Below are 15,965 nucleotides of genomic sequence, written 5' to 3'. Positions count from 1 at the left end.
CCGTGAAAACCTGATTGTCGCTGCTCTCCACCATGCCCAGAACATGGGAACAGCATTCAAGCTCTAACAGGCCTTAGGAAGAAAAGGGAAGGACAGAAAGAAAGTTCTTTTTTGGAAAAAAGAACCAAAAAACTTTTTCAGAAAGCGCGTCCCGCCTCGGGAGAGGCGGGACGCGGCGCGGTTATTCCTCGCCGGGGGCGGGGCGGATAAGTACAAGCTGGAAATGGCCCTGGCCATCCCCCGTCTGCAACACCCGCAGGAAGGAAGGGCGCGGCACAGCCGGCAGGGTGAGGCGCACACCCCGCCCGCCCTCCGGAAGGTCGCCCTGCTGCGCGGCCAGCACCTTGCCCTCCGCATCGAGCCATTCCAGCGCGGTGCCAGTGCCCTGCGGCAGCGCGAAAGTCAGCGCCATGGCCGGGCGGCCATCATGCGGCAGCGCGAAAACAGCGGCCTCGCCTGCCCCGAGATCGAGCGCCACAGCCTCGCCAAGCAACAGCGTCGGGCGGCGCGCCGCCTCGGCGAGGTCATCCGTCACCCCGGCCGTGACCGCGACCGGAGGCGCCGTGGTGGCACCCGGCCGCGGCATCGCCTGGGAAACGAGGTCGAACCGCCCCGGCCGGCCATCCAGCATCCGCACGCTCAGGAAAGCCGGGCGCTGCGGCGCGCGGCGCGTGGCGATGCGCGAGGCCAGCCCGCCGCCGCCATCATCATCCTCGGCCAGGACACGGCCTTCCGCATCCAGCAGGGCCAGCACCGTATCCGCCCCATCGCTCAGCGAGTCGGTGCGCAGGATCCACTCCCCCTCGGCGGGAAGAGAAAAATAGGCGCTCTGCCGCCGCCCGAAGGTCAGGCTGCGCCGCCCCGCCTCCAGCGGCGGCGCGGCGCGCGCGGCCTCAAGCGAGGTCGGGAAATCGGCCGGCGGCGCGGGCGGCTCGCGCTCCAGCACCAGGTTGAAACGGCCGGGCGCGCCCTCCAGCGTGCGCACCCGCAGCACCACCGCGCCGGCGCCATCCGCCAGGCTGAGGGCGGAGGCCAGGTCACCGCCGCCATCATCATCCTCGGCCACCACCTCGCCCCGGGCATCGAGCAGTTCCAGCACCGTGTCGGTGCCCTCGCGCAGGTCGCGGGTGATGGCCAGCAGCCCCGCCCGCTCCGCCGGCAGGGCGAAATAGGCGCGCTGGTGGCGCCGCAGGGTCAGAGCGACGGCCTGGCCCAGGGCCAGGGGCGGGCGGGTGGCGGCCTGCGCGGCGCTGGTGGCGAAGTCCGGCACCGGCTGCGGCGGCAGCCTGCGCAGTGCCAGCGTGAAGCGACCGCCCTGGTCCCCCAGCGTGCCGACGCGGATCAGCCGCACCGCCGCATCCGCCCCGACCTCCAGCCGGGCGGCCAGAGCCTCCTCCCCTCCGTCATCATCCTCCAGCAGCACCGTGCCATCGGCATCGAGGGCGGCGAGCACCGGATCCGTCTCCCGCGCCAGCTGGCGGGTCTCCACGGCATAGTCCCGCCCGGCCTCGGCGGCGACGCGGAAATAGGCGCTCTCCCCCCGCCGCAGCCGCAGGCAAAGCGGCTGGTCCGGGCGCAGCGGCGGCTGGGCGGCGGCCTCCTGCGGCCGCAGCGCGAGGCGGGCGGGGGTGGTGCAGGGGGTGGCGGATTTCGGCGCCCCGCGCTCCGTGGCGAAGCCCGGGGTGGCGGGCAGCAGCACCGCGCAGGGCACCGCCAGCGGAGCCGCCAGGGCCAGGGCAAGAAGGGTCCCGCCACGGCGGGACGGGGGCGGGATCGGCGCCATAGGGCCTGCACTCCAGTCGCGATGCCGTGCTGCTAGGGCGCGGGCTGGCCGTGGGCAACGGCCATGCCGATCACGTTGCGGCGTGCGCGGCGGCCACGCCGCCGCTCCTCCGCGGGCTGCTTACGCCTCGCCCAGCGTCTGGCGGAAGGCGGCGAATTCGGCCGCCGTGGCGAAGGCCTTCTGCGTCCCCGGCCGGGTGATGGAATCCGCCGCGTAGCGCGCCCCCCAGCGCATCGCCGCCAGCGTGTCGCCATGCGCCACATAGTGCTGCGCGAAGGCGCCCAGGAAGGCATCACCCGCGCCGCTGGTATCCACCGGCTTCACGGAGACGGCGGCGACATGCTGCGCCGGCCCCTCGGCGGTGACGAGCAGGGCGCCATCGCCGCCCAGCGTCACGATCACCTGCTTCACGCCGCGCGCCACCAGGCTGCGCGCCGCCGCCTCCGCCTGCGCGCGCGTCTCGGCGGGCAGGCCGGTGAGGATGGTGAGTTCCGTCTGGTTGGGGGCAAGGAAGGTGGCGCCCAGGATGCGCTCCACATCCAGCTCCGGCACCGCCGGCGCCGGGTTCAGCAGCACGGGAATGCCCCGCCCGGCAGCCCAGGCGATGGTGTGGTAGACGGTCTCCAGCGGGATTTCGAGCTGCAGCAGGATCAGCCCGCAGCGCGCCAGATCCGCGGCGGCGGCATCGACATCGGCGGGCAGCAGATGCTCATTGGCGCCCTTGACGATGAGGATGCGGTTCTCGCCCGAGGGCTCGACGAAAATCGGCGCCACGCCGCTCTGCGCGCCGGGGATGGCGCGCACATGCGTGGTGTCGATGCCCAGCTCCTGGAAGTTGCGCAGCGTGCCGCCGCCGAACAGGTCATCTCCCACGCGGCTGACCAGCATCACATCGGCGCCGAGCTTTGCGGCGGCGACGGCCTGGTTCGCCCCCTTGCCGCCATGGCCGATGGCGAAGGACGGGGCGGCCAGGGTCTCGCCCGCCGCCGGCATCCGGTCGATATAGGTGACGAGGTCGACCATGTTGCTGCCGACCACACCGATGCGCGCGCCCATGGAAGCGGCTCCGTTCAACGCAGGGAAGAGATGGTCTCGCCCATCCGCGCGGCGGCGGCAAGGTCGAGATAGCCGGCGCGCACCTGGAAGGTAGCGCGGCCATGCGGGGGAAGCTGGCGGACATGGCCCTTGCGCTTCTCCGCCGTGTAGCCCTCGGGCTGGCAGGTGGAGGGCAGGGCGAAGGCAGCCACCTTCTGGTCCGGGTCGTTCAGCACCCAGCGCACGCAGTGCGGCAGGGCCTCCGGATCATAGGAGAGGGCGAAGCCATCGCCCTCCGGCCGCTTCAGCATCAGATGCGTCCACCCCGCCACGTCCCGCCCGAGGCCGGACACATAAAAGACCTGCTCGGGATCGTAGAGATGCGGCTCGTCCAGCCGTGCCATGCGCGCCGGGTGGGCGGCGAGATCCTCGATCAGCGCGCGGTAATCCGGGTTGGGCGTGACATGGGCGGGCACGGCGCGGCGCACCGCGGTGTGCTCCGGCGTGAAGGGCGCGGGCTGCACGATCTCCCCGCCCGGCACGAAGGCGAAGTTCACGTGGCACATATACATCAGCTCCATCGGCCTGCCCGAGCGGTTCTCGACGGACAGGCCGATATCGAACAGCGTGGCGCCCGGGCGCAGCGTGACGGAGGGATGCGCGACATAGTGCGGGCCGAAGCCCACCACATGGTCCCGCGCCGAGACGGCGCGCAGGAAGGGGCCTTCCGCATCCGCGCCCCATTCGAGCCATGCGGACTGCATCTCCGCGCAGGGGAATTCGCCATGCGCGGCGTGGTCATCCTCCGGCGTCGGCACGCCATTGCGCAGCAGGCCGCTGTGGAAGGCGAAACAGCCATAGGTGCCGGCGATGCCCGTGGCGGGGCGCGGCATGTCGAAGCCGCTGGCCATGGTGAGGTCCACGCCGTCGAAGCGGGCGGACCAGACCATGCCGCCCATCCAGGGCAGCACCTCCACCGCGCCCCGCGCATTGGCGAGGCGCAGCGCGCCGATGCCGGAGGGATAGCGGTGCAGCGTGGCGCGCAGCTCGCCGGCGGCGAAGACCTCGCGCGGGGCCTCGCCGCAGAGGGCGGGATACAGCGGGATGGTGGCGGTGACGGTCATGTCAGCGGCTCCGCGCGCGCCAGGCGGCGAGGGCGATGGAGAGCAGCAGGAAGCCGCCCCAGATGAGATCCACCAGGAAGTTGCTGAAGCGCATGATCTGCAGGCCGGAGGAGAGCAGCATCAGCGCCACCAGCGCCAGGGCGATGCCGGGCACCGAGCCCTTGCCGCCCGCCGGATTGGTGCCGGCCAGCACGGCGATCAGCACGGCCTGGAGCAGGTAGGAAACGCCGTAATCCGACTTCGCCGCATTGGTGCGGCCGGAGAGCAGGATGCCGGCGATGGCGGCCAGCCCGCCCGTCAGCATGTAGGAGAAGAAGACGGTGCGCGCGGTGCGCAGCCCGGCGAAGACGGCGGCCTTGGGGTTGGTGCCGATCAGCGTCAGGTTGATGCCGAAGGCCGTGCGCGCCAGCACGAACCAGACCAGCCCGGCGACGACGACAAAGACGATGAGCGGCGCGGCGATGCCGAACAGCGTGCCATTGCCGAACTGCCCCCAGAGGGCGGGGAAGCCGACCACGGCGGGGCCACCCGTCAGCACCAGGCAGATGCCGGTGAAGACCTGCCCCGTGCCGATGGTGGCGAGGATGGGCGTGACGCGCAGCTTCGCGATCAGCAGCCCGTTGATGGCGCCGGCGACGAGGCCGGTGCCGAGCGCGATGCCGATGCCCGCCAGCACCATCGGCAGCGGCATGTTCACCAGCTCCGGCCCGCGCGGCGCGCCGGCGCTGTGGAAGAACAGCCCGGCCAGGATGCAGGCGAGATTGGCGATGCCGATGACGGAGAGATCGATGCCGCCGGTGAGCATGGCCACCATCATGGCGATGGCGAGCAGGCCCAGCTCGGGCGCGATGAAGGTGATGGATTCGAAGACATAGGGGCGCAGGAACCGCTCCGGGTTCAGCGCCGCCATGCCGGCGAAGATCAGCACCGTCAGCAGCAGCAGTTGCAGCAGGTTGGTATCGACCCGGCGCAGCATGCGGGAGAGGGTGGGGAGGAGGCTGGACATGATCGCTCTCCTGTCCTCAGGCGAGGCGCTTGCGGTCGCGCCAGGCGGTGACCGCCGTGGCCGCGATGACGATGAGCCCCACCACGACGCGCTGCCAGGTGGTGTCGACGCCCAGGATGATGAGGCTGTTGGTGATGACGACCAGCGTCAGCACGCCGAGCATGGTGCCGATGACCGTGCCGCGCCCGCCGAAGATGGAGGCGCCGCCCAGCACCACGGCGGCGATGACGTCAAGCTCCAGCCCGACCATGTCGCGCGGGTTGGCTGTCCAGATCATCGCGCCATGCAGCAGCCCGGCGAAGCCCGCCAGCGCCCCGGCGAGGCCATAGATGACGAAGGTGATGCGGCGGATGTTGAAGCCGACGCGCCGCGCCGCCTCCACCCCGCCGCCCATGGCGTAGATGCCGCGGCCGAGCATGGTGTGGCGCAGCAGCAGATGCACCACGAGGGCGATGGCGGCATAGACCAGCACCATGGCCGAGAGGCCGGCCGCGCTGCCATCGGCCTGCGTCACCTGCAGCACCTCGCCCTTGGCGAAGTCGATGAGAAGCGGCGGCATCTGGCCGATATTGATCTGGCTGGTGCCGACCACGCCGAGGAGGAAGCCGCGCACCGCCGTGCCGGTGCCGAGCGTGACGATCAGCGGGATCATGCGCAGGTAATGCACGAAGGCCGCGTTGACGAGGCCGAGCCCCAGCCCGATGCCGCTGGCCATCAGGAAGGGCAGCAGGACGCCGTCGAACTCCCAGGCGATCATCGCCTTGATGGTCAGGTACATCGCCGCGATGGCGAAGGCGGGGAAGGAGACGTCGATGCCGCCCGAGAGCATGACCATCAGCACCGCCAGCGCCAGGATGCCGGTGATGACGCTGGCGCGCAGCAGGCTGAAGATGTTCGAGGGCTGCCAGAAGACCGGGTTGATGGCGCCGATGGCGAGCACCGCCACCACCAGCACCGCCGCCACCATCAGTTCCGGGTGGCGGCGCAGCGCCTGGGCCAGCGCGCTCACTGCAGCGCCCCCAGCTGCGCGCTCAGCGCGGCCTCGGTGGTGGCGGCGGCCTCCACCTGGTCCACGATGCGGCCGCGGTGCAGCACCAGGATGCGGTTGCAGTTGTCCACCAGCTCCGGCAGGTCGTCGGAGATCATCAGCACTCCCAGGCCGTGATTGCGGGCCAGTTCGCGGATCTTGCGGTGGATGCCGGCCTTGGAGCCGACATCGACACCGACGGTCGGGCCGTTGAGGATGAGGATGCGCGGGTCGTTGAGCAGCCAGCGGCCGATCACCACGCGCTGCGCATTGCCGCCGGAGAGCTGCGTCACCGGCCGGTTGCCCGTGGGCGTGGCGATGGCCATGGCGCGGATCATGCCCGCCGCCTCCTCCGCCGCCCGCCCGGCCTGCATCACGCCGAAGCGGCTCAGCCGGTGGTGCGAGGTGGCCAGCATGTTGCGGTCGATGGTGGCGGAGAGGAAGAGCCCCTCGGTCAGCCGGTCCTCAGGCACATAGGCGATGCCCTCGGCGATCGCGTCCTGCACGCAGGTCAGGCGCACCGCGCGGCCATCGATGCGGATGCGGCCCTGGCAGCCCGGCTTCATGCCGAACAGCGCCATGGCGAGTTCCGTGCGGCCCGAGCCGAGCAGGCCGGAAATGCCGACGATCTCGCCCGGCATCAGGCGGAAGCAGATATCGTCCAGCTGCCCGGGCAGGGTGAGGTTCTCGACCTCCAGCAGCGGCTTGCCGCCGGCATCGCCTTCCCAGCGATAGCCCTCGGCGGCGATCTCCTGGCCGGTCATGGCGCGGGTGATCTTCGCCTCGTCGAATTCGGCGATCGGGCCGGCCGCGACCACCTCGCCGCTGCGGATGACGGTCAGCCGCTCGCTGATCTCCAGCATCTCGCGCATCTTGTGGCTGACGAAGAGCACGGCGATGCCGCGCGCCTGGATGTCGCGCACCACGCGGAACAGCGCCTCCACCTCGCGCCCCGTCAGGGCGGTGGTGGGCTCGTCCATGATGAGCAGGCGCGGGTCCGACATCAGCGCGCGGGCGATGGCGACGAGCTGCTTGCCCGCCGTCGGCAGGGTTTCCACCAGCGCGTCCAGCTCCAGCGCCACGCCGAGCTTGCGCGTCGCCTCCTCGGCGATGCGCCGCACCCGGCCCCAGGAGACGAGGCGCCGCCCCGCCTGGAGTTCCGTGCTGAGCGCGAGATTCTCCGCGACCGTCAGGTTCGGGAACAGGGAAAAATCCTGGTAGATCACCTGCACGCCACGGGCGATCGCCTCGCGCGGGGTCATGCCCTGCACCGGCTGGCCGTCGATCAGGATCTCACCGCGATCGGGCTGGTTCACCCCGGAGATGATCTTGATCAGCGTTGACTTGCCCGAGCCGTTCTCGCCGGCCAGGCAATGGATCTCCCCCCGCCCGATGGCGAGCGAGACATCCTTCAGCGCATGCACGGCCCCGAAGCTCTTGCCCAGGTTGCGCAGCTCGATCAGCGGTCCACTCATTTTTCTTTCGGCTTCCGGTCATGGCCGGGACGGGAGTCGCGGCACGGGGGCCGGGCGCCTGGGCCCTGCCAGCCAGGGAACCGCCCCCCTGGAACGGCGGAACGCAGCCAGGGCCGCAAGGGCCGAGCACTGCGTCCCGCCGCTCCACCAGGGAGCGGCAGCCTGTTAGAAGTTGTACTGGGACATGTTGTCCTTGGTGACGCCGACCCAGCCCTGGCCGGCCAGCACGTTCGGCCGCGCCGGATCGACGGCGCCGAGCTTGGTGTAGCCCGTGAGGCCGAGGTCGAGGCCCGGGGCGATGCTCTTCTTGGCCAGCGCCATCACCGCCATCACGTTCATGGCATAGCCGGCCACCGCCGGGTCCCAGAACTGGATGTAGTTGATGTCGCCATTGCGCAGGTACTGGCCGGCGACGGAGACGAGGCCGGTGCCGGAGAAGAACAGCTTGCCGCCCAGCTTGCGCTCGGCGATCAGGCGGCCCGCGCCGGCGGAGGTCGGCATGGGCGCGCCCAGGATGCCCCTCAGGTCCGGATAGGCGGTCAGGACTTCCTTGAGCTTGTTGTAGTCGGTGGTGGCGTCGTCATAGGTCTCGATGCGGCGCGTCACTTCCTGCATCTTCGGGAAGTTCTGCTTCTGGTAGGCGACGGCGCCGTCGATCCACTCCATCTGCGACTGCGAGGTCAGGCTGCCGACGGTGGCCACATACTTGCCCTCGCCGCCCATCTGCTGCGCCAGCACTTCCATCAGCTTGGCGCCATAGGCGTGGTTGTCGAAGGCCTCGATGTCGTAGTCGATGTTCTTCAGGCCGGCGGCCTCGTGCGAGATCACCACGATGCCCTGGCGCCGCGCCTTCTGCAGCACCGGCTCCACCGCCTCGACCGAGAAGGGCACGATGCAGATGGCATCGACGCCCTGGGCGATCAGGCTTTCCACCAGTTGCACCTGCGCGGCGGCATCGGCCTGGCTCGGGCCGACCATCCAGGTGTCATGCCCCTGATCGGCGCCGAACTGCTTCACGCCCTCGCGCATGCGGTCGAACCAGGCGATGCCGTCCACCTTCACGACGGTCGCGATGGTGCGCTTCCTGCCGGCGCGGGCGCTGATGTCGCCGGCCACCTTGCTGGCGTCCACGGCCTTGCCCTGGGCCCAGGCCGGGCGCGCCATCAGGCCGCCGGCCATCACGCCACCAGCGGCCAGCGCGCCGAAGCTGCGACGAGTGATCATGGTTTTCCTTCCCCTTGCCTTGTGTCAGTCACGCCTGACGTCAGTAGCCGCTCGCCGCGGCGGGCGCCGCGCCGGAGACCAGCGCCACGCCGGAGCTGGCGCCGATGCGGCTCGCCCCGGCGGCGATCATCGCCTGGGCCTGGGCCAGCGTGCGCACGCCGCCCGAGGCCTTCACCCCGATCCCCGGCCCCACCTCGGCGCGCATCAGGGCGATATCGGCCTCCGTCGCGCCGCCGGTGGAAAAGCCGGTGGAGGTCTTCACGAAATCCGCCCCCGCCTCGACCGACAGGCGGCAGGCCACGCGCTTCTGCGCGTCCGTCAGCAGGCAGGTCTCGATGATGACCTTCAGCACCTGCCCCGGGCAGGCGGCGCGCACGGCGGCGAGGTCGGCGCGCACCGCGTCCAGCCGGCCATCGCGCAGCGCGCCGATATGGATCACCATGTCGATCTCGCCAGCGCCGTCGCGCACCGCCTGCGCCGCCTCGGCCGCCTTGATGGCGGGGGCGCTGGCGCCGAGCGGGAAGCCCACCACGGCGCAGGTCTTCACCCCGCTGCCCGCCAGCAGCCCGGAGACGAAGGCCACATTCACCGGATTGACGCAGACCGAGCAGAAGCCATGCGCGCGCGCTTCCTCAGCCCAGCGGCGCAGCTCCGCCTCACCCGCCTCCGGCTTCAGGAGCGTGTGGTCGATCAGCTTCGCCAGCTCGTCGGGCGAGACCGGGGCGGTGGTCATCTGGGCCATGTGCGCTGTATCCCCGCGGGCGGGTCCGGATGCCCTCCCGCAATTGTCAGTTTTTTAACAGTTGTGATAATCCTCACATCAGCGGCGGCCCGCGTCAAGCCGCACCGGTGAGGAGGCGCAATGGCCGACGGCGAAGCACAGACCCCCGCGACGCATGCCTGGGCGAACACGCGCCGCGCGGAGCGGCTGGCCCGGCTGGAAGCCCTGCTGCAGGACACCGGCAGCGCCCGGCTGGAAGAGGCGGCACGGGTGCTCGGCGTCTCCTCCATGACGCTGCGGCGGGACCTGGCGCGGCCGGGCCTGCCGCTGGCGCTGCTCGGCGGCCATGTGGTCGCCGCCGGGCGCGGCAGCGGCGGCTATGCGCTGGAACAGGCGCAGGACCAGCACGCCGCCGCCAAGCGGCAGGCCGCCGCCCTCGCCGCGCAGATGGTGCGCGATGGCGACACCCTCTTCGTCGACTGCGGCACCACCACGCCGCATCTGGTGGAGAGCCTGCCCGCCGGCCCCGCCCTCACCGTCGTGTGCTACGCGCTGAACATCGCCACCCTGCTGGCGCGGCGGCCCAACACGCGGCTGGTGCTGCTCGGCGGCCTCTACCACCCGGGCGCCACCACCTTCACCTCCGACGAGGCGCTGGCCAGCCTGAAGCGGCTGCGGCTGAACACCGCCTTCCTCTCCGCCGCCGGGGTGGATGTGGCGCATGGCGCCACCAGCATCAACTTCAACGAGGTGCCGGTGAAGCAGATGGCCCTGGCCAGCGCCGGCCGCGCCGTGCTGGTGGTGGATGGCAGCAAGCTCGGCCAGCTTCGCCCGGCCTGGTTCGCGCCGCTCTCGGCCTTTGCCCGCGTCGTCACCGATGCCTCGGCGCCGGAGGCGGAGCAGGCGGCGCTGCGCCGCGCCGGCTGCGCGCTTGACGTCGCCCCGCCGGCCCCATAACGCGCGCCCGCCAAAAGCGCGAACGCCCCACGGAAAGACAGGACAATGCAGGATATCGTCATCGGCGTGGATGTGGGCACGGGCAGCGCGCGCGCCGGTGCCTTCTCGCCCCAGGGCGCGCTGCTGGGGCAGGCGGTGCGCGCCATCCGCGCCTGGCGCCCGGCGCCGGATTTCGCGCAGCAATCCTCGGCCGATATCTGGGCCGCCGTCTGTGCCGCCGTGCGTGGCGCGGTGGAGGGGCTCGGCCCCGTCCGCGTGCTCGGCCTCGGTTTCGACGCCACCTGTTCCCTGGTGCTGCTGGATGCCGCCGGGAACCCTGTCTCCGTCAGCCCGGACGGGGCGGCGGAGCAGGATGTGGTGCTGTGGATGGACCACCGCGCCGCCGCCGAGGCCGAGGAGATCAATGCCGGCGGCCATGAGGTGCTGCGCTATGTCGGCGGCCGCATCTCGCTGGAGATGCAGGCGCCGAAGCTGCTCTGGCTGAAGCGCCACCTGCCGCAGTCCTGGGCGCGCGCCGCGCATTTCCTCGACCTGCCGGACTTCCTCACTTTCCGCGCCACGGGGCGGCTGTCGCGCTCGCTCTGCTCCACCGTCTGCAAATGGACCTATCTGGGGCATGAGGGGCGGTGGGACGGCGCCTTCTTCCGCGCCATCGGCCTGGGCGATCTGGTGGCGGAAGGCTTCCGCCGCATCGGCACCGAGATCCTGCCGCCCGGCCAGCGCCTCGGCACCCTCTCGGCGGAAGCGGCGGCGGAGATGGGGCTGGCGCCGGGCATTCCCGTCGGCGCCTCGGCCATCGATGCCCATGCCGGCGGGCTCGGCGTCATCGGCGCGGCGCTGGGCGGGGTGGCGCCGGATGCGGCGGCGCTCGGGCGGCGCGTGGCGCTGGTGGGGGGAACCTCCTCCTGCCACATGGCGGTCTCGCCCGAGGTGCGCTTCGTCCCCGGCGTCTGGGGGCCGTATCACTCCGCCATGGTGCCGGGCCTCTGGCTCAGCGAGGGCGGGCAATCGGCCACAGGCGCGCTGATCGACCACGTCATCACCACCCATGCCGCCCACCCCGCTTTGGCCGAGGCGGCGCGGCAGGCCGGGGAGACCATCTACCAGGCCCTCAACCGGGAGGTGGCCCGTCTGGCGGCGGGCCTGCCCTTCCCGGCCCTGCTGACCGAGGGGCTGCATGTGATGCCGGATTTCCACGGCAACCGCTCCCCGCGCGCCGATGCCTCGCTGCGCGGCATGATCTCCGGCCTGCGGCTCTCGGCGGGGGTGGAGGATCTGGCGCTGCTCTACCTCGCCACGGTGCAGGCGGTGGCCTATGGCACCCGCCACATCATCGAGACGATGAACGAAAGCGGCTATACCATTGATACCGTGATGGCCTGTGGCGGTGGAACCAAGAACCCCGTCTTCCTGCGGGAGCACGCCGATGCCACGGGCTGCGCGCTGGTGCTGCCGCGCGAGCCGGAGGCCATCCTGCTGGGCGCCGCCATGCTGGGCGCGGTGGCTGGCGGGGTGCAGCCGGACCTGCCTGCCGCCATGGCGGCCATGAGCGCCGCCGGCAGTGTGATCCAGCCCGGGGATGCCGCCGTGCGGCGCTACCATGAGGCCAAATACGCCGTCTTCCGGCGCATGCACGCGGATCAGATGGCGTATCGGGAATTGATGTTAAGCTATTGATATTTTTATTTTCTTATAAGAATTCTTCTTTTTCTGAAGAAAAAGAAGCAAAAAGACTTTCTGTCCGTTTGGCGTCCCGCCTCAGGCCTGAGGCGGGACGCCAGCGGAAAAAAGTTTTTTGGTTCTTTTTTTCAAAAAAGAACTCTTCCCCTCTGTTTCTAAACCATTTCCACCAACCGCCGGACGAGGGGCGAGGGGTCGGCCTCCCGCCAGATCATGGCGTGGATCAGGCGCGGCCCGGCCCCTTCCAGGGGCGCCAGGATGAGATCCGGCCCGGCGAAGCCGCGGGCGCTTTCGGCGGCCAGGGCGATGCCCGCCCCCGCCAGCACCAGCCCGCAGGTGGCCAGGAAATCGGGCGCCTCGGCGGCGATGCGCGGGGTGAAGCCGGCGGCACGGCAATGCAGGGTGATCTCCTCCCGCAGCGGCATGGGCAGGGGCGGCAGGATCCATTTCTCCTCGCGCAGGGCCGCGAGCGGCAGGGCGGGCGCCCCGGCCAGCGGGTGCCAGATGGGCAGGAGCACCTGCATCACCTCATCCGCCAGCACCTTGCGCGCGATATCCGGGGCATCCGGCAGGGCCCCGCCAAAGGCGGCATCGATGCGGCGCTCCCGCAGGGCGGCGGGCTGGTCCGGGCTGCTCAGCACCTGCATGTCCACCTCCACCCCCGGCCGGGCGGCGCGGAAGCGGCGGATCAGCGCCGGCACCCCGCCATAGAGCGAGGGCACGCTGAGGCCGAGGCGCAGCCGCCCCGCCTCGCCGCGCAGGGTGCGCAAGGTGGTGTCGAGGGCGCCTTCCACGGCGGCCAGGGCCTCGCGCGCCTGGGCCAGCACGGCCTCCCCCACCGGGGTGAGGGCGATGGCGTGGCGGTCCCGGTGCAGCAGGCGCTGGCCGAGCAGGTCTTCCAGCCGCTTCAGCAACTGGCTGATGGCGGGCTGGGTGGTGCCCAGGCGCAGGGCGGCGCGGCTGAAGCTGCCTTCCTCGGCGATGGCGACGAGGCAGCGCAGATGGCGGAGTTCGATGCCTTGCATCAGTCAAACTTATGCTGGTCGCCGCAAGCATTATTGGACGCCTCCCCCCCTGTCGAGATTTCCTGACCATCGCCGCCGCCGCGTGCCGGCACCTTCCCAGGGGACCCAGAATGAACACTTCCAAGGCCAGGGCCGCCATGCCTGCCGCCGCGCCCGCCGGCACGCTGCTGCTGCTGATGGCACTGACCGGCCTCGGGCAGATGGCGACCAACCTGGTGGTGCCCTCGCTCGGGCGGATGGTGTCGGACCTGGCGCTGGGGCTGGAATCGGCGGGGCTGATCCTCTCGGCGGTGCTGGCGGGGCTGGGCATCGGGCAATTGGTGGTGGGGCCGCTCTCGGACCGGCATGGCCGCCGCCCGGTGCTGCTGGCCGGGCTGGCGCTCTATGTCCTGGCCGGGATCGGCGCGGCGATGGCGGAGACGGGCGCGGGCATGCTGCTGGCCCGCCTGCTGCAGGGCATCGGGGCCAGCGCCGGCCTGGCCCTGCCGCGCGCCATCGCGCGGGATCGCTTCCAGGGGCCGCTCTTCCTGCGCGTCACCGCGCTGCTGACCCTGGCCCTGGCGGTGATGCCGGGGCTGGCGCCGGTGATCGGCAGCGCCGTGGCCGGGCGCTTCGGCTGGCGCGCCTCGCTGGCGCTGAGCGCCGTGGCGGGGGCGGCGGTGCTGCTGGCCGTGCTGCTGCGCCTGCCGGAGAGCCACCATGAGCGCGGCGCGCAGGGCGGCATGGCGGCGGTGCTGGCGGGCTATCGCCGGGTGCTGGGCAACCTGCCCTTCCTGGCGCAGGCCATCGCCTCCGGCGCCGCGATCGGCGGGGCCTATGCCGAGGTGGCGGGGGCGCAGGCGCTCTACCAGGGCGTGCTGGGCTGGGGCGCCGGCTCGGTGAGCCTGGCGACGGCGGCCTATGCGCTGGGCTTCCTGGCCGGCGGGCTGGGCGCGCCGCGGCTGAAGCTCAGCCCGGGGCAGCGGCTGCGGCTGGGCGTCCTGCTGATGGTGGCGGGCGCGGGCGGGCTGCTCGCGCTGGGCGCGCTGGGCTGGCTGAGCGGCGGGGCGGCCGTGGCGCTGGTGGCGCTGTCGCAGATGGGGGTGGGCTGCATGGCGCCACCGGCCATCGGCCTCGCCCTGCTGGCGGTGGAGGGCGCGGCGGGAACCGCCAGCGCCGTGCTCGGCGCCCTGCACATGGCCATGGGCGCGCTGGGCGCGGCGGTGATGGGGATGCTCTCCGGCGTGGTGACGCTCAGCCTGCCGGCGGTGATGCTGGGCTTCGCCCTGCTGGCGCTCGCGATGCAGGCGGTCGGGAAGGGGAAGTAAGGGTTCTTTTTTGGAAAAAAGAACCAAAAAACTTTTTCAGGCGGCGTCCCGCTTCAGGCCTGATGCGGGACGCCAGAATGGAAAAAAAATCAGGGCAGGCGGGCCAGGCGCTGCTCCAGCAGCGCGAAAAAGCGGTCCGGCGCGGCGGCGTTCAGCCACAGGGCATTGGCGGGGCGGCCGGTCACGCCATACCAGTCGGCCACGGTCATGCCGCGGGCGAAGGGGCTGGCGGTTTCCACCTCCACATTGATCTGCCGGCCCCCGAAAAGAGTGGGGTCGATCAGATGCGCGATCACGGTGGGGTCGTGCAGCGGGATGCCCTCGCGCTCGCGCTCCCGCTGCGGCGTGCCGTCGATCTCGGAGAACATGGCCACCGTGGCGCGCGCCGCCGCCGTGCCGAGGGCGCGCAGCGCCGCCAGCCGCTCCCGCGTCACCAGCAGCTGGTGGGTGAGGTCGAGCGGCATCAGCGTCAGCTTCAGCCCGCTGGCCAGCAGCACCGCCGCCGCCTCGGGGTCGGTATAGACATTGTATTCGGCGGCGGGGGTGACATTGCCGCCCTCGCTGCGGGCACCGGCCATCCACACCACCTCGGCGATGCGCGGCGCGATGTCCGGCGCCTTGGCCAGGGCCATGGCCAGGTTGGTGGCCGGGCCGAGCAGGCAGAGCGTCACCGTCCCCGGCGCCTCGGCGCGCAGGAGGCGGATGATGGCATCCACCCCGTGCTCGGCCTCCGGCGCGCGGGCGGGGGGCGGGAGTTCGAGGCCGTTCAGCCCGGTCTCGCCATGCACATGCTCGGCGGTGACGAGCGGGCGGGTGAGCGGCGCGGCGCAGCCGGGATAGACGGGGATATCGGTGCGGCCGCCGAGTTCCAGCAGGGCGGCGGCATTGGCGGCGGTGCGGGCGAGCGGCACATTGCCGGCCACGGCGACCACGGCCAGCACCTCCACCGCCTCCGGCGCGGCAAGGGCGAGCAGGATGGCCACGGCATCGTCCTTGCCGGGATCGGTGTCGATGATGATCTTGCGCGGCATCGGCGGTTCTCTTCCGGAAAGGGTCAGCGGCGGGCGGCCAGCGCCACGGCGGCCTCGAACAGGGCGAGCGAGTCGAAGGGCAGGCTCACCCCATCGGCCGGCAGCAGCATGGGGTGGCCGCCGGTCTCGGCCAGGGCGCCCAGGATCATCAGGTTGTCGGCCAGCCCGAAGCCCTCCACCGAGATGCCCGGCAGCGGGTCGGGGCACCGCGCGGTGAAGGCATGGCAGCGCGCGGCGAAGGGGGTGGCGTCGTTGGAATAGCCGATCACCGGCTTGCCGCGCCCGAGGAACCAGCCAAGCTCCACCAGCGTGCCGGAATCGGCCGAGACGCCGCGGAAGGGCGTCAGATTGGCGATGGCGATATCCGCCGCCTCCATCATGGCCACATCCTTGCGGTAGATGGTCTGCCACGCCTCGGCCGGGTCCATGCCGGCGAGGCTGGCGACATCCTCATTCAGCGGCGCCAGGGCCTCGATGCCGTGGCGGGCGCAGAGGGCGCGCTTGCGGGCGGCATGGGCCGGGGCATCGGGCAGGAAGACATCCGGCCCGGCCAGGTAGGCACGCAGCATG

General features: G+C 71.4%; 14 protein-coding genes. 3 read left to right on the top strand and 11 right to left on the bottom strand.

Annotated features, from left to right (window positions below):
• Window positions 1-181: 181 nt before the first annotated feature.
• From NON00_RS08930 to deoC, 8 genes are all read right to left on the bottom strand, one after another.
• Window positions 182-1,783 (bottom strand): hypothetical protein, encoded by a 1,602-nt coding sequence (locus tag NON00_RS08930; RefSeq protein ID WP_256019962.1) that lies wholly within the window; start codon window positions 1,781-1,783, stop codon window positions 182-184.
• Between the two features lie 120 nt (window positions 1,784-1,903).
• Window positions 1,904-2,839: a ribokinase gene (rbsK, locus tag NON00_RS08925; protein WP_256019961.1), complete on the bottom strand. Its 936-nt coding sequence runs from the start codon at window positions 2,837-2,839 to the stop codon at window positions 1,904-1,906.
• 14 nt (window positions 2,840-2,853) lie between these two features.
• Window positions 2,854-3,942 (bottom strand): aldose 1-epimerase family protein, encoded by a 1,089-nt coding sequence (locus tag NON00_RS08920; protein WP_256019959.1) that lies wholly within the window; start codon window positions 3,940-3,942, stop codon window positions 2,854-2,856.
• A gap of 1 nt (window position 3,943) precedes the next feature.
• On the bottom strand, window positions 3,944-4,948 hold the full coding sequence (locus NON00_RS08915; protein ID WP_256019958.1) for an ABC transporter permease: 1,005 nt from the start codon (window positions 4,946-4,948) through the stop codon (window positions 3,944-3,946).
• A 16-nt stretch (window positions 4,949-4,964) separates the two neighbouring features.
• Entirely contained in the window at window positions 4,965-5,957 is a 993-nt protein-coding gene (locus NON00_RS08910) for an ABC transporter permease (protein ID WP_256019957.1), read from the bottom strand.
• Window positions 5,954-7,450 (bottom strand): sugar ABC transporter ATP-binding protein, encoded by a 1,497-nt coding sequence (locus tag NON00_RS08905; RefSeq protein WP_256019956.1) that lies wholly within the window; start codon window positions 7,448-7,450, stop codon window positions 5,954-5,956. The genes NON00_RS08910 and NON00_RS08905 overlap by 4 nt, the downstream gene beginning before the upstream one ends.
• Before the next feature lie 165 nt (window positions 7,451-7,615).
• Window positions 7,616-8,674 carry an autoinducer 2 ABC transporter substrate-binding protein gene (locus NON00_RS08900; RefSeq protein WP_256019955.1) on the bottom strand — a complete coding sequence of 353 codons (1,059 nt, stop codon included), beginning with the start codon at window positions 8,672-8,674 and terminating at the stop codon, window positions 7,616-7,618.
• Window positions 8,675-8,714: 40 nt separating this feature from the next.
• Complete coding sequence (gene deoC, locus NON00_RS08895) at window positions 8,715-9,416, bottom strand: deoxyribose-phosphate aldolase (RefSeq protein ID WP_256019954.1); 702 nt, start codon at window positions 9,414-9,416, stop codon at window positions 8,715-8,717.
• 120 nt (window positions 9,417-9,536) lie between these two features.
• Between deoC and NON00_RS08890 the strand changes: the two genes are divergently transcribed.
• Together NON00_RS08890 and NON00_RS08885 are read left to right on the top strand one after the other, a co-directional pair.
• Window positions 9,537-10,352 carry a DeoR family transcriptional regulator gene (locus NON00_RS08890; protein WP_256019952.1) on the top strand — a complete coding sequence of 272 codons (816 nt, stop codon included), beginning with the start codon at window positions 9,537-9,539 and terminating at the stop codon, window positions 10,350-10,352.
• Between the two features lie 45 nt (window positions 10,353-10,397).
• The gene (locus tag NON00_RS08885) at window positions 10,398-12,029 is read left to right on the top strand and encodes an FGGY-family carbohydrate kinase (protein WP_256019951.1); all 1,632 of its coding nucleotides are present in this window, start codon (window positions 10,398-10,400) and stop codon (window positions 12,027-12,029) included.
• A 158-nt stretch (window positions 12,030-12,187) separates the two neighbouring features.
• On the opposite strand, the gene NON00_RS08880 is transcribed toward NON00_RS08885, so the two are convergent.
• Window positions 12,188-13,057: a LysR family transcriptional regulator gene (locus NON00_RS08880; RefSeq protein ID WP_256019950.1), complete on the bottom strand. Its 870-nt coding sequence runs from the start codon at window positions 13,055-13,057 to the stop codon at window positions 12,188-12,190.
• A gap of 110 nt (window positions 13,058-13,167) precedes the next feature.
• Between NON00_RS08880 and NON00_RS08875 the strand changes: the two genes are divergently transcribed.
• Window positions 13,168-14,364 carry an MFS transporter gene (locus NON00_RS08875; protein ID WP_256019949.1) on the top strand — a complete coding sequence of 399 codons (1,197 nt, stop codon included), beginning with the start codon at window positions 13,168-13,170 and terminating at the stop codon, window positions 14,362-14,364.
• 89 nt (window positions 14,365-14,453) lie between these two features.
• Here the strand turns inward: NON00_RS08875 and NON00_RS08870 are convergent, their stop codons facing one another.
• Both NON00_RS08870 and NON00_RS08865 read right to left on the bottom strand, forming a co-directional pair.
• Complete coding sequence (locus NON00_RS08870; protein ID WP_256019948.1) at window positions 14,454-15,395, bottom strand: nucleoside hydrolase; 942 nt, start codon at window positions 15,393-15,395, stop codon at window positions 14,454-14,456.
• Window positions 15,396-15,418: 23 nt separating this feature from the next.
• A complete protein-coding gene (locus NON00_RS08865; protein ID WP_256019947.1) occupies window positions 15,419-15,964 on the bottom strand; it encodes a nucleoside 2-deoxyribosyltransferase in 546 nt (181 codons plus the stop codon).
• Between the last annotated feature and the right edge of the window lies 1 nt (window position 15,965).

The organism is Roseomonas sp. GC11, assembly GCF_024437745.1.
Taxonomy (GTDB): Bacteria; Pseudomonadota; Alphaproteobacteria; order Acetobacterales; family Acetobacteraceae; genus Pseudoroseomonas.
Note: the sequence above shows the minus strand (reverse complement) of the source record. Positions and strands in the feature narration are given on the sequence as shown.

Bases quoted from the DNA above. Each gene is read 5' to 3' on its own strand.
- NON00_RS08920 (WP_256019959.1), bottom strand. From the start codon at position 3,942: ATGACCGTCACCGCCACCATCCCGCTGTATCCCGCCCTCTGCGGCGAG.
- NON00_RS08870 (WP_256019948.1), bottom strand. From the start codon at position 15,395: ATGCCGCGCAAGATCATCATCGACACCGATCCCGGCAAGGACGATGCC.
- NON00_RS08880 (WP_256019950.1), bottom strand. From the start codon at position 13,057: ATGCAAGGCATCGAACTCCGCCATCTGCGCTGCCTCGTCGCCATCGCC.
- NON00_RS08900 (WP_256019955.1), bottom strand. From the start codon at position 8,674: ATGATCACTCGTCGCAGCTTCGGCGCGCTGGCCGCTGGTGGCGTGATG.
- deoC (WP_256019954.1), bottom strand. From the start codon at position 9,416: ATGGCCCAGATGACCACCGCCCCGGTCTCGCCCGACGAGCTGGCGAAG.
- NON00_RS08875 (WP_256019949.1), top strand. From the start codon at position 13,168: ATGAACACTTCCAAGGCCAGGGCCGCCATGCCTGCCGCCGCGCCCGCC.
- NON00_RS08915 (WP_256019958.1), bottom strand. From the start codon at position 4,948: ATGTCCAGCCTCCTCCCCACCCTCTCCCGCATGCTGCGCCGGGTCGAT.
- rbsK (WP_256019961.1), bottom strand. From the start codon at position 2,839: ATGGGCGCGCGCATCGGTGTGGTCGGCAGCAACATGGTCGACCTCGTC.
- NON00_RS08885 (WP_256019951.1), top strand. From the start codon at position 10,398: ATGCAGGATATCGTCATCGGCGTGGATGTGGGCACGGGCAGCGCGCGC.
- NON00_RS08930 (WP_256019962.1), bottom strand. From the start codon at position 1,783: ATGGCGCCGATCCCGCCCCCGTCCCGCCGTGGCGGGACCCTTCTTGCC.
- NON00_RS08890 (WP_256019952.1), top strand. From the start codon at position 9,537: ATGGCCGACGGCGAAGCACAGACCCCCGCGACGCATGCCTGGGCGAAC.
- NON00_RS08865 (WP_256019947.1), bottom strand. From the start codon at position 15,964: ATGCTGCGTGCCTACCTGGCCGGGCCGGATGTCTTCCTGCCCGATGCC.
- NON00_RS08905 (WP_256019956.1), bottom strand. From the start codon at position 7,450: ATGAGTGGACCGCTGATCGAGCTGCGCAACCTGGGCAAGAGCTTCGGG.